This window comes from Paenibacillus sp. FSL K6-1318, from assembly GCF_037976905.1.
In the GTDB taxonomy this organism is placed as follows: domain Bacteria; phylum Bacillota; class Bacilli; order Paenibacillales; family Paenibacillaceae; genus Paenibacillus; species Paenibacillus amylolyticus_A.
This window is the reverse complement of the sequence record NZ_CP150270.1, coordinates 5,024,617-5,036,800: the sequence shown is the minus strand read 5'-3', so window position 1 is coordinate 5,036,800 and position 12,184 is coordinate 5,024,617. Positions and strand designations below refer to the sequence as shown.

11 protein-coding genes are annotated in these 12,184 nt (G+C 41.6%); 9 read left to right on the top strand and 2 right to left on the bottom strand.

The genetic code is table 11. The annotated features are described in order from the left end of the window. The first annotated feature begins 87 nt into the window (after positions 1-87). A complete protein-coding gene (locus tag NYE45_RS22340; protein ID WP_340014054.1) occupies positions 88-681 on the top strand; it encodes a YdeI family protein in 594 nt (197 codons plus the stop codon). A gap of 22 nt (positions 682-703) precedes the next feature. After that, positions 704-961, top strand: a complete 258-nt coding sequence (locus NYE45_RS22335; protein WP_340014053.1) for a type II toxin-antitoxin system HicB family antitoxin — start codon at positions 704-706, stop codon at positions 959-961. A 65-nt stretch (positions 962-1,026) separates the two neighbouring features. On the opposite strand, the gene NYE45_RS22330 is transcribed toward NYE45_RS22335, so the two are convergent. After that, positions 1,027-1,893: an AraC family transcriptional regulator gene (locus NYE45_RS22330; RefSeq protein ID WP_340014052.1), complete on the bottom strand. Its 867-nt coding sequence runs from the start codon at positions 1,891-1,893 to the stop codon at positions 1,027-1,029. 175 nt (positions 1,894-2,068) lie between these two features. Here NYE45_RS22330 and NYE45_RS22325 point away from each other — a divergent pair, with 175 nt between their 5' ends. The 3 genes from NYE45_RS22325 to NYE45_RS22315 all read left to right on the top strand — a co-directional run bounded on the left by NYE45_RS22325 (position 2,069) and on the right by NYE45_RS22315 (position 5,638). Continuing rightward, positions 2,069-3,100 carry a quercetin 2,3-dioxygenase gene (locus NYE45_RS22325; protein ID WP_340014051.1) on the top strand — a complete coding sequence of 344 codons (1,032 nt, stop codon included), beginning with the start codon at positions 2,069-2,071 and terminating at the stop codon, positions 3,098-3,100. Positions 3,101-3,104: 4 nt separating this feature from the next. After that, a complete protein-coding gene (locus NYE45_RS22320; RefSeq protein WP_340014050.1) occupies positions 3,105-4,457 on the top strand; it encodes an MFS transporter in 1,353 nt (450 codons plus the stop codon). Between the two features lie 350 nt (positions 4,458-4,807). Then, positions 4,808-5,638, top strand: coding sequence for a DUF6602 domain-containing protein (locus NYE45_RS22315; RefSeq protein WP_340014049.1), 831 nt, complete (start codon positions 4,808-4,810; stop codon positions 5,636-5,638). A 780-nt stretch (positions 5,639-6,418) separates the two neighbouring features. Here NYE45_RS22315 and NYE45_RS22310 read toward each other — a convergent pair. Continuing rightward, positions 6,419-6,634: a helix-turn-helix transcriptional regulator gene (locus NYE45_RS22310; protein ID WP_340014048.1), complete on the bottom strand. Its 216-nt coding sequence runs from the start codon at positions 6,632-6,634 to the stop codon at positions 6,419-6,421. 109 nt (positions 6,635-6,743) lie between these two features. Here NYE45_RS22310 and NYE45_RS22305 point away from each other — a divergent pair, with 109 nt between their 5' ends. The 4 genes from NYE45_RS22305 (at position 6,744) to NYE45_RS22290 (ending at position 12,180) form a co-directional block, all read left to right on the top strand. After that, entirely contained in the window at positions 6,744-7,013 is a 270-nt protein-coding gene (locus NYE45_RS22305; protein ID WP_340014047.1) for a hypothetical protein, read from the top strand. A 198-nt stretch (positions 7,014-7,211) separates the two neighbouring features. Next, positions 7,212-8,249, top strand: a complete 1,038-nt coding sequence (locus tag NYE45_RS22300) for an ROK family protein (protein ID WP_340014046.1) — start codon at positions 7,212-7,214, stop codon at positions 8,247-8,249. A 306-nt stretch (positions 8,250-8,555) separates the two neighbouring features. Further along, positions 8,556-9,755 carry an MFS transporter gene (locus NYE45_RS22295; RefSeq protein WP_340017422.1) on the top strand — a complete coding sequence of 400 codons (1,200 nt, stop codon included), beginning with the start codon at positions 8,556-8,558 and terminating at the stop codon, positions 9,753-9,755. A 490-nt stretch (positions 9,756-10,245) separates the two neighbouring features. Next, on the top strand, positions 10,246-12,180 hold the full coding sequence (locus NYE45_RS22290; RefSeq protein WP_340014045.1) for an AAA family ATPase: 1,935 nt from the start codon (positions 10,246-10,248) through the stop codon (positions 12,178-12,180). The last annotated feature ends 4 nt before the right edge of the window (positions 12,181-12,184 follow it).

Here is a 12,184-nt window from a genome sequence, read left to right as displayed (position 1 = left end):
AAAGCTCTATAAGCAACGCTGTACAATCCACTGAAAACCAGTACAATTGAACCTATAAGAACATGAGATAAAGAGAGGTATTTCTCCATGACGGATACAAGTGGGAATCGCAAAGTTGACGGCTATCTAAAGAAACTCAAAACGTGGAAGGAAGAGTCCACAAAGCTGAGAGAGATTATTCGGGATTTTGAACTGACAGAGGATATGAAATGGATGCATCCTTGTTACATGCTCGATGGAAAAAACATCGTCTTAATCCATGGATTCAAAGAATACGTGGCGATCCTGTTCTTCAAAGGCGCTCTGCTGAAGGATACACACGGCATTTTGGTCCAGCAAACGGAGAATGTACAGGCAGAACGCCAACTTCGTTTTACCAGTCTGGAGCAGATTGTGGAGCAGGAAGCTATGATCAAAGCCTATATCAAGCAAGCGATTGAAGTGGAACAAGCTGGACTGCAAGTGGAAATGAAAAAAACTGCCGAATATAGCGTTCCTGAGGAACTTCAGCAGCAATTCGATGAGAATCCTGCTTTCCGAGATGCATTTGAAGCACTGACACCCGGACGTCAGCGGGCATATCTCTATTATTTCTCACAACCAAAGCAATCCAAAACAAAAGTGTCACGAATTGAGAAGTACATGCAGCCGATCCTGGAGGGCAAAGGATTGAATGATTAATCTTAACAGGAGAGTGTCCCATATGATTCGAACTTACCAATACTACGCAATTTTTAATTTTGCTGAAGATGGAATTAATGTTACATTTCCTGATCTGCCTGGATGTATCACCTGTGGCGAATCAATTGATGAAGCATTAGTGATGGCGAAAGAAGCACTTGAATTATTTTTGGATGGAGAACCTGTTGAAGATCTTCCGCCACCTCAAAGCATAATGCCTGAATTATTGAACTCTAAAGATAAAGCGTATTTAATTGAAGCAAGTATTACGTATTATTGATGAATTCTATATTTAAATATCTGATTTTACCAAATTGAATTTAGAACATCGTCGACTTCTTTGAATCACGACCCTTGAGGCTGTCTGAATTCTTTAGGGGTCATCCCACATTTTTCTTTAAATATCCGATAAAAGTATTTCATATCCTGTATTCCTACCTCTCTGGCAATGGTTTGCACACTCCAATCGGTTTCGGATAACAGTTCGCAACTTCGTTGTATACGTTTATTTTGTAACATCTGCGTCAGGGTGAGCCCGGTAACCTGCTTGAATGTTCTTTGAAAATGGCGAGGGCTTATGGCAAATCGCTCACACAAACGAGTAAGGATGGCGGATTCATCATAATGACTGGATATATAGTTCACTGCAAGTTGAATGTGGTCGGTCAGATCTCCTTGTTCAGACTGAAGATCACTTGGCTCGGCATGCCGTATGCGAGTTAGCAGGTCCATCAGATGAAGATACAGTCGGTAACGATAGCCGGATTCCTTACATTGAAGTTCAAGGTGTAAGGAGTACATGATTTTCCCGAATTCTTTCTTGTGCTCAGTTACTTTGAAGCCGTTCCCCAGAGTACGAAATGGTTGAGTAAGCTCATCAATATCATCATAGATCATGCGGTCACCAATGGCTTGAGGCCCCGATAATATGTGCTTCTCCACTAGGCAATTCATGAGCGTGACAGGCTGATTCATTGTGGTCTGGAACACATGTCTCGTATCTGTAGGAATGAACAACAGGTCTCCACGAGTAATTGGGATACAGCTATCATCAATCGAAAGTGTTCCTTCACCTGCCGTCACATAAGACAATTCATAGAAGGAATGCGCATGCTTCTGACATTGGTTATTTAGTATTTCTACCGGATGCATGGAAATGGGAGTGTCATGGAAAGGGTGCTCCATGTAATAGGTTGAATCGTTAAAATTCATAAACAGGAGGCCCCTCCCTCTTCAATTTTTTTATTATTCAATTTTAATGGATCAAGCGAGTGACTTCAATCAATCAGATGTCGCATTTGCCCATAGGCTGGTCGCCCTAGACCATTTTTATATAGGGTGAAGTCCTTAAAATAAACATGAATAGAGGATTGGAGGAGAGAATCAAATGACATCAACATTAATGAAAACATTGCCTCAGACAAGAATGCCTTATTTACTTCGTAAAGGAGAAGGCAAGAGTTATACGTTCGGAAAACAGGTAGTTACGATCATGGCGGATACTGACAGCACAGGAGGACAGTTCGAAATGTTCACCATCGCCGGGAGCAAGGGAGAGGTGTTTCCCCTCCATTTTCACAACAGCAGCTATGAATCTTTAATGGTTCTGGAAGGAAGAGTTGAGTTGGTAATCGACGGGCAATATCATCTTCTAACTTCTGGAGACTATGCACATATACCGCCAGGGACAAAGCATGCCTATCGGTTTGCAGGTCACCGAAATCGTATCGTTTCCTATTCATTACCGGGAAATATCACGTCTATCTTTCCTGTCATGGGTTTGGCCTATTCTTTCAAGGATTACCCACCGCAGCCTCTATACGAATGGACGCAAGAGGACTTGATCCAAGCCGCCAAGGTAGCCGATATTGGTTTTGAGGATGGAGAGTTACAGTGGGGTGCTTCCCAGCTTGTTGAGACAGGTGAAGTGCACGGCGGAGTCATTCCTTATGTATTGGAGAGCGGGGAAGGGGATCGTCTCTTAACGGGAGATCAGTTGCATCGCATTCTTGCGTCTCAGAAAAATACAGATGGCGCCTACATTTTTGTATCTACAGAAGGACCGAAGGGTGAACCTATTGTAGAGCATTATCATGAGAATCATGTGGAGACTTTTTATTGTGTACAAGGCCAAATGACCATGTGGGCGAACGGTGAAGAAATTCAGCTTCATGAAGGAGACTTCCTCCACGTGCCGGAAGGTACTACCCATGCTTATCGTCTCGATGCACCGTATACCCGCTTTGTTGGAATGCTGGAGTGCGGTTTGTTTGAGCCATTCTTCCGTATACTGGGAGAGTCGTATGAACATTTTATTTTCCCGAATGAACCTGGCCCGCTACGGATGGACCGCGTTATGGCTAATATGGATACACTGGATCTGAAAGTGGTTGCACAATCACCGTTGCATCGCAATTGAGTACATGATGGATAAAAAAACAAACCTTTCACAACAATCACAATCGTATAAATTAATTTGGATTTTAGCTTTTGCGATGGTTATCTCTGTCATGAATTCCACCATGTTTAATGTGGCACTGCCTGATCTTAGAGCAGAGTTTGGACTGACCTCTTCCCAGGTTAGCTGGGTGGTAACAGCGTATATCATTATATACGCCATAGGGTCGGTAACGTATGGCAAGCTGGCTGATATGTTCAAGTTGAAAAATTTGATTACATTTGGATTATGCTGCTTTGCAATGGGGTCACTAATCGGAGTACTGGCGGACAGCTATATGTTCATCATTGTGGCTCGAATTCTACAATCGGTAGGGGCGGCCGTTATCCCGGCATCTTCCATGTTGATTCCAATTCGTTATGTGGCTGAAGAGAGTCGTGGCAGAGCATTGGGGATTACTTCGGCCGGTATGGCTCTTGGGACAGCGATTGGTCCAATCATTGCCGGGTTCGTTCTTAGTATGGCAAGCTGGCGTTTTCTCTTCGCGATTTCTATTTTGGTACTTGTTACAATACCGTTCTTTCGAAAATATCTGGGTAATGACAAGGGTGTGAGAGGACAGGCAGATCTTCTAGGGGGGCTATTGCTGGCGGGCGTTATTACGTTGTTGATGCTTTCTATTACAAGACAAAGCTTACTCCTGATGCTGCTGATGTTAGTGACGCTCATGCTGTTCTGGATAAGGATGAGAAGATCGTCAGCACCGTTTATATCTCTTGAATTGTTTAAAAACAAACGCTACTCTGGCGGACTTCTCATTGGGTCCATGGTGTTGACTCTGAATCTGTGTGTACCTTATCTGATCCCCCAGATGTTAACCAGTCTCAATCAGTTGTCTGCGTTACAGATCGGGTTGGTGATGTCGCCTGGAGCCTTGTTTGCCGCATTATTCGGACTCTTGGGCGGGCGTATTACGGATAAAAAAGGGAACCGTTATCTGTTTTCGTGGGCTTATGGATTGCAATTCATTGCGTATACGCTATTGTACCTTTTTACAGGTGGTTCGTATGGTGTAGTTCTGTTCGTTCTTATCGCTGCGAATACAGGGCTGACATTTGCCCAGATTGCTCTTGCCAATACCGTGTCCAGAACTTTGCCAAGACATGAGGCGGGCGTTGGAATGGGTGTCTATATGATGTGCAGCTTCATCGCTGGTGCGATCGGAACAACGATTCTTGGAACCACATTGGATGCAAAAGGGGCAAGCACTCAAGTATTCGGTTCCATTTATATCTTTTTTGGGATATGGATTGTGATCTCAGCAGTGTTGTTTCTTTCCTTTACCAGAAAAAGAGGATCTGAATCTGCATCAACCTAGGTTGTACTGGTATCGCCGATTTAAGATCGATAGAAGTTCTCTGTCATAAGCAAGTTATTGAACAGGCTGTCCCACAAGTCCTCTAAAGGATGGAGCAGCCTGTTTGTTACTTTATGTTACAAAATGATATAATACACCGATCCTATAATAAAAATATAGGAATAAATTATGCCGATAACAGATTCAATAATTTTCAATTTTCATCACCGCGAACTGCCGACTGTTGGTGGAAAATTTTAAAGATTTGAAGTTTATTCAAATTATCATGGATACGAAGTCAAGAGAAGAATTAAAGGTATTGATAGTTGTAAAATTAGTTTTAAAGTTGTTAATCGGAGGTGTGTAATATTATGCCAAATTACTTAGAATACCAGAAGTCTGTAGCTGCTGAATTTATCGCATACGAAAAGAGAGTTAGGCATCTTATTGATGATGCTCATTGGGCTGAAGAAGGTCGCTACAAAGAAATTATACTTATGAATTATTTGAAACGTATTTTACCCAAACATGTTTCTGTTGGAACAGGTTTTGTTCGAAATCAGGATGCTCTCTCTACTCAAATTGATATTATTGTATATGATCATTCTTTTCCTCTATTATTCTCAGAAGGAGATTTTATTATCACGGTTCCTGAGAATGTTATCGGGATAATAGAAGTGAAATCCAAAATTGTTCCAAGTAATTTATGTGAAATTATAGAAAAAGCAAATCGTAATGCTTCTATTATATGTGGAAGTTCAGATAAAAATTTGTTCAATGGAATTTTTTCATATAATGCCTACGGACGAATTGAATCTTACATTCAAAGATTAGAGGAATTTGATTATAACTCATACTTAGAAAAGCAACACATTAATCAAGTGATATCCAATAAGTTACTATCATGCGTTAACCATCTCGCAATCGGAACAAAATATTTCTTGAAGTTGTGGCCAGGTGGAGTGAGCCAGGAAACAAAAGAGATTGAATGGCATGGGGAGGGTCCACATTACAGTACCTACGATATGCAAGAAGGACTAGCCTTCTCATATTTTATCTCAAATTTGCAGGAAGAGATACTTAGAAAGTCATCCGACCAATATGTCGAAGAGTTATCAGGATCATTGAGGGCATTTTTATATCCTTTACCTGAAGGAAAAGAGGCACGTCTAGTTTCTAGAATTGAGATAAAGAGAAGTTAACAAAATATTCATGGCATTATAGTTATTTATTTTATCTAGATAAGAGCTCCTAATTCTGGTATAATTAGCGTGCTACTAAGAGTATTTCGGGTCATAATGTCGCCTCAGAAACAGAGACGGTTTTTGGGGAAAGTCAGTTAGATGTTTGGTCAAGACAGGCAATTGATCAAACTCAGCATAGTCATTTAAATGAAGGGTTTTTCTTATAACATAAGAATATTTCTTATTTAAAAGACATGTAAAACAGAATATCTTGAATATAATTACGTACTAATTTTGCTGTCCAACAAGACAGTGCGGAAATGTCCGAGTTCAAAACTGACTAATAAAGGAAGAGACCACTTCATATCAGTGCCAGCTGATGTAAAATGGCCTCTTTTCTTATGGCGTGATTAACTTTAAAGTATTGCCGTGCCTTGGTTTTGACTATAATGTGATTAATACAGCCTATTATTTACTTTCAGCAATAACTCTAGAGACGGAAGAGTTATTGTAGAATTATGTACTACCAGTCACTATGGCGACATGATAACTATAAAGTTCACGCAGTGCACCCTAAAATACTTACTATTATTATTTCCTATTAAGTGCGAATTGAGCTACTAAAGTTGCAAATGCAACTGCTAAACTAAGAGCTTCGTATACAGTCATTTGTCTCCTCTTTCTGGCTGTATCCGAAGTTATCACAAGCTTAATTTAGGCACCATAGTTATTATATCATCTGTAAACTTATATTAAAATATATTAAATAGTTTTTCATATGAAGACTAGTTAGAGTTATCAATTTTCCTTAATCTCAATAATCTCCCGTATATCATCAATACCCAGCGCTTCAGCAATCCGTTCAATATGAGCAAAGTTGATATTCTCACGTTTCCCAGACTGCAACTCACTTAACGCAGCATGACGGATATCGGACAATCGGGCCAGTTCGCGCAGTGAGATATTATGTTTCTCAGTGAGTTTATGAATATTAACAACGACTTTCTTTGTCATGTTAAATCACTCCTAAAATTTCCATATGGTCTTGACGTTACGCATGAGCGTACCATATACTTTTTGTATATCTGGTACTCTTATGCGTACCAATTTTAGGAGTGGTGACATGACAAGTACCAACAGTGAAGAATTCTCTTCGCACTACGCACAACTCATCCAACAAGAGGACGATTACTTAGATCAACTGGTCACATGCAACAAACTCATCCTAGACGCTATGGACATCATCGCGAAGCAGGCAGGTGTGCTAGAAATGGATACCGTGAAACAAGCAGCATACCATCTACATGCCATGGAACAGGATCTAAACCGAAAGTTATTTGAAGTCCGACTGGAGAAGAGCATCTTGGCAAATCAAATGAGCCAGTCTACATAAACCACCTTAACTAAAGGACAGTGCAGGATCATATAAGATGATCTTGAACTGTCTTTTTGTCTTTCCCTCCAAACGCTTTTCGCTCCCAATTTAGCATTGACTTTCCTCCCAAATCCCCCTACACTTCAATTATTAAAACACTTTTAAAAACATTCATTGAATGGTTCGAAATGAACGAAAGGAGGCATATAACTAAGCATGTTACCCACACCACACAACACCCAACAGGTGAAGCGCATTAACGTTGAACTGGTGAAGAATACGCTCCGATCCATGGGCGTAGGCACAAAAGCTTCCATTGCGAACCTGACCAAACTCAGCGTAGCGACATGCGGCACGATCCTGAACGAGTTGCTTCAGACCGGTGAGATTATCGATCTGGGTCCAGACGAATCAAGCGGGGGGAGACCGGCGAGTCGGTATCAATTTAATGCAGACTACGCCAGCGTACTGTGCCTGATTATTCGAACAGAGGGCGGCATTCACTCGATCACACATACATATGCCAATCTGAACGGAGAGATGGCGGACGAACAGACGCTCATTTTGGATGAGATTAATGTCCCGGTGGTAGAGGATCTAATTTCAAATCTGATCGAACAACACCACAATGTGCAGGCGATTGGTATTGGTATACCTGGGGTGGCGCACAACGGCGTTATTGGAATCTGTGACGTACCGGAGTTAATGTATCAGCCACTCGGCCCAAGGCTTAAGGAGCAATATGAAGACGTGGAAGTGGTCATTGGCAACGACATGAACTTGACCGTTTACGGACTTTACAACCAGCAGCAATTTGAGGAAGAGAAGAACTTTGCGGTAGTTACGTTTCCGGAGAACCATTTTCCGGGTGCAGGTTTTATCATTGATGGCCGTCCGCTGACCGGGAATACGCAATTTGGGGGCGAGGTGTCCTTTTTACCTTTTGGCGTGTCACGGGAAGAGCAGTTGCGCATGTTAAAAACGACGGAAGGGTTGCAGGAACTCGTCACAAAGACGCTGATCTCCATCATTGCGATTATTAACCCGGCAGCAATTGTCGTTACTGGTGATACAATGGACCCGGCTATGCGGGATGACCTGTTACAAGGCTGTCTGGATCACCTGATCCCACAGGAGCATATGCCGGAGTTGATCATCCAAAGAGACACTCGGCGCGAGTATGTGACTGGACTAGTCGCTGTTACACTGGAGAGCCTGACCTACCGCATTCAGGTGATTGAGAAGCAGTGGTAAAGGACAAAGTAACTTTTACAAGTATTCTATTTTTATGAATAAAGCTTAACCATGTTTCCTATTACAAATGTACAAATCATTGACACGATAACGGAGAGGGCAGAACCAATCTGAAGAACGCCTTTATCACTGTATTTTCACCTTTAGGAACGATTCAAAAAATACAGGGATAACAGCGGTCGGAAGATGGTACTGCAATCGTAGTTATAACGTGCAATCATTTTTCTGAACACAATGGAGGAACTTATTTTGAATCAGCAAGCAGGTACACAAGGCAACAAACGAAAGTTCAACAAGCTGTACGCCATGCAACTGGCAACGATTTTTCTGGGATTTATCGTATTCGGCATATCGGAAAATATTAAGGGGCCGGCCATTCCGCGCATTCAATTCGACTTCAATCTGGATGAGAAACAGCTCGGGACGTTATTGTCCCTGAATGCACTAGGGTACCTGATCGCCTGCTCCTTCACGGCTATTCTGGTTCGCAAATGGGGCATTAAGGCGGTTAGCATCATATCATTTGCATCGATGATCCTATCGGGTGTGTTCATTTATGTGTCTCATACCTATCCACTTTTCGCTTCATCGTACTTCTTCATGTACATCGGTAACGGCATGCTCGAGATTGCTTTGGCGATTCTGGGTGCGCGGATCTTTGTGAAAAACACAGGAACGATGATGAACCTGTCCCATTTCTTCTATGGGCTGAGTTCAACGGTAGCACCTTTGCTGGCGACGGGTGTCATGTCCTTGAAGGTGTTCGGACACGAACTGGACTGGCGCGGTATGTATCTGGTGATGTTGTCGCTCTGTCTGCTGCCGATCATTGCGGCGCTGCGCAGCAAATTTCCAGGGGATGATCTTCCTCATGAAGATCGGACTTCACTCAAGACGTTAACACGTGATCCAGCCATCTGGCTGATGGTGCTCATTCTTTCTTTTGGCGTGGTATCGGAACTGGCGGTTGGAGGTTGGCTCGTTAACTTTCTGGAGAAAGCCTACACCTGGGACACAGTCAAAGCATCTGGGCTGCTGTCTGCGTTCTTCCTCAGCTTCTCGCTGGGACGCTTGCTGCTAGGTCCACTGACGGACCGAATCGGATTTGTATTGTCACTGATTTTGTTCTCGGCATTCTCGGGAGTATGTACGTTTGTAGCGCTGGCAGGAGGAGAGCGTCTTGCGATTTTCTTTGCAATATCTGGCGCTGGCATAGCGATGATCTATCCAACAGTTATGGCGTTTATCGCACGCAGATATCCGAACGGCAGTGACACCGCGATTACGTTCACGGTTACCTTGATGGGGGTTGGTAGTGTCATTGGTAACTATGTGATTGGCTGGGTGATTGAGGGCGTGAAGAATCTGTACGGTTCAACGACTCAGTTGGGACTGCTGCGCGGACTTCAGGCGGGATATGGATTCATCGGTTTATGTGCTGTGATCTGTGCGGCATCTGGCGTAGTGTTGTATGTATTTTTGAAGCGGAAGCAGGAACTGATATAGTTGGGCAGTTAATTTCATCTATTAGTACTATATTTGCAGTTAAATAAATGAATTTGAAAGGCCTCTCTTTTATGAGAGGTTTTTTTCGGTTGAGTTCTTTTATAATAAATTATTGTGCAAATCGGTAGCAAAAAAAGAACAAAATAATGTCATAGATTTAAGTTTCGCAAAATGGAAGGGTATTAGACCTTCTTGTCGAATTGTCATAACTTGGACATAAAGAAGAAATCAGTTGAGGACAAGGAGGGAAATCGCTCCTTTTAAAGGATTCATAGAAATATTGTAAAAGAAAGGTGGGGGGAGAAAATTGATCAAAAAACGCCCTGATGCTCTAATTTTACATTCTAACGTTTTTTTTAATGTCGAAAACTTCAGGTTGACTAATTTATTTTCTCTACGTTAGTTACTCATATCAAAAAATACATAATTATTATCAAAAAATTATTGATCGGTAATAGAGGGGAAATTAGTTATTGAAAGGTGAATGTTAATGGCAGATCAGACCAAAGTGCTAAAAAAAGAATATACCAACTGGCTAAGACGAAAGAAGAAAGCAAACGGACAACCTTATTCCGAAGGTACTGTCATGCAATATGTATCAGCTTTATCTACTTCACCTGCAAAGCTGTCGAATATTGAACTTGAAACGACTAATGTGTTCGAAATTGTAGATGTAATTCAGTATGGGAACATGAGAAAAGCCATGGAACAAGCAGAGAATTTTGACCTAGTGAACGAAAGGACTGGTAATAAAGCTTTTCAATACAGTCTTGTTTATTTTGAGGATTTTCTAAGAGAGAAACTAGGTTTTGAAAATGCTTCGAGCCAAGAGAACGAACAATTGAATACTGCGAAGGGAGACTTAATTATGAATTCATCCAAAAATCATATGCTAGACAAGAATACCATCCTATATGGACCACCAGGGACAGGGAAAACCTATCATACTGTTCTATATGCTATTTCCATTATTGAAGGTAAGCCGTTAAACGCCATTCTACAAGAAGAAAAGGCTAACGGTTATAGTCGAATCAATGAGCGGTTTGAAGCGTACAAGGCGAATGGCCAGGTGGTATTTACCACTTTTCATCAATCATATGGTTATGAGGAATTCATCGAAGGGATCAAGCCAAGGATAGTATCTGAAGAATTAACGGATTCCGAGATTGGAGAAGTAGCTTACGAGATTGTACCAGGAGTGTTTAAAAGCTTCTGTGAGGCGGCTGAAAAACCAATTGTGCAACCTAGCAACGACTATGGAATCCGTAAAGAACCAACAATCTGGAAAGTATCCTTGGGAGGGTCAAAAGAGAATCAAGTTAAAAGAGACTGTTTCAATAACAACAGGATTCGCATTGGATGGGATAATTATGGCGAAATCCTTACCGAAGACACGGACTTTAGCCAGCATGGAGGAAAGATGATTCTTTCCCGTTTTATGAATGAGATGCGTCACGGCGACATTGTTTTAGTCTTGTACGATGAAGAAACCGTAGATGCTATCGGTGTGGTAACGGGAGATTACGAATGGCTTGAAGATATGCAAGATTATAAGCGTTCCAGGGAGGTAAACTGGTTAGTTAAGGACATTCGAGAAAACATCTTGGAATTGAACGATAACACGGTTATGACTCTGGGGTCAGTCTATAGGTTGAACCGAATTACGCTCTCGGATGTGCTTGATATTTTACAGCGTCAACAGTCTAGTCATGTAGATTCCGTCATTCAAAAGAATAACAAAAACTATGTGTTTATCATGGACGAGATCAATCGCGGAAACATTTCCAAAATATTTGGTGAACTTATCACATTAATAGAGCCTAGTAAACGAAAGGGATTGCCGGAGGAAATTATGGTGAAATTACCTTATTCACAAGAATATTTTGGTGTTCCGAGCAATGTATACCTCCTAGCCACTATGAATACGGCAGATCGTTCAATAGCTCGACTGGACACAGCGCTGCGTCGAAGGTTTTCATTTGCCGAAATGATGCCCAACCCTGATTGTCTTGATTCAATAGAGATTAATGCTGAAGTGCTGGACCTACCAAAGATGTTGGATTCAATGAATAGGCGAATCGAGGTATTATACGATCGGGAGCATACTGTAGGGCACGCATACTTTTTTGACTTATACAAAGAGCCAACCTTGGAGAAGTTAGGGCGTATATTTGAGCATACGATCATTCCACTGCTTCAGGAGTATTTTTATGATAACTATGAAAAAATCCGCCTTGTATTGAGTGACAATAATAAGCCAGAATCTGAACAGTTTATTGTGATGAGTGAGGTTAATTTGAATGAGTTGTTCGGTAGTATAGGCGATTTTGATTTGGATGATACGTACACTTATACAATCAATCGAGCTGCGTTAAGTCAGATTGAAACCTATCGGAAAATCTATGATTACAATAGCTCTAAATAGGGTG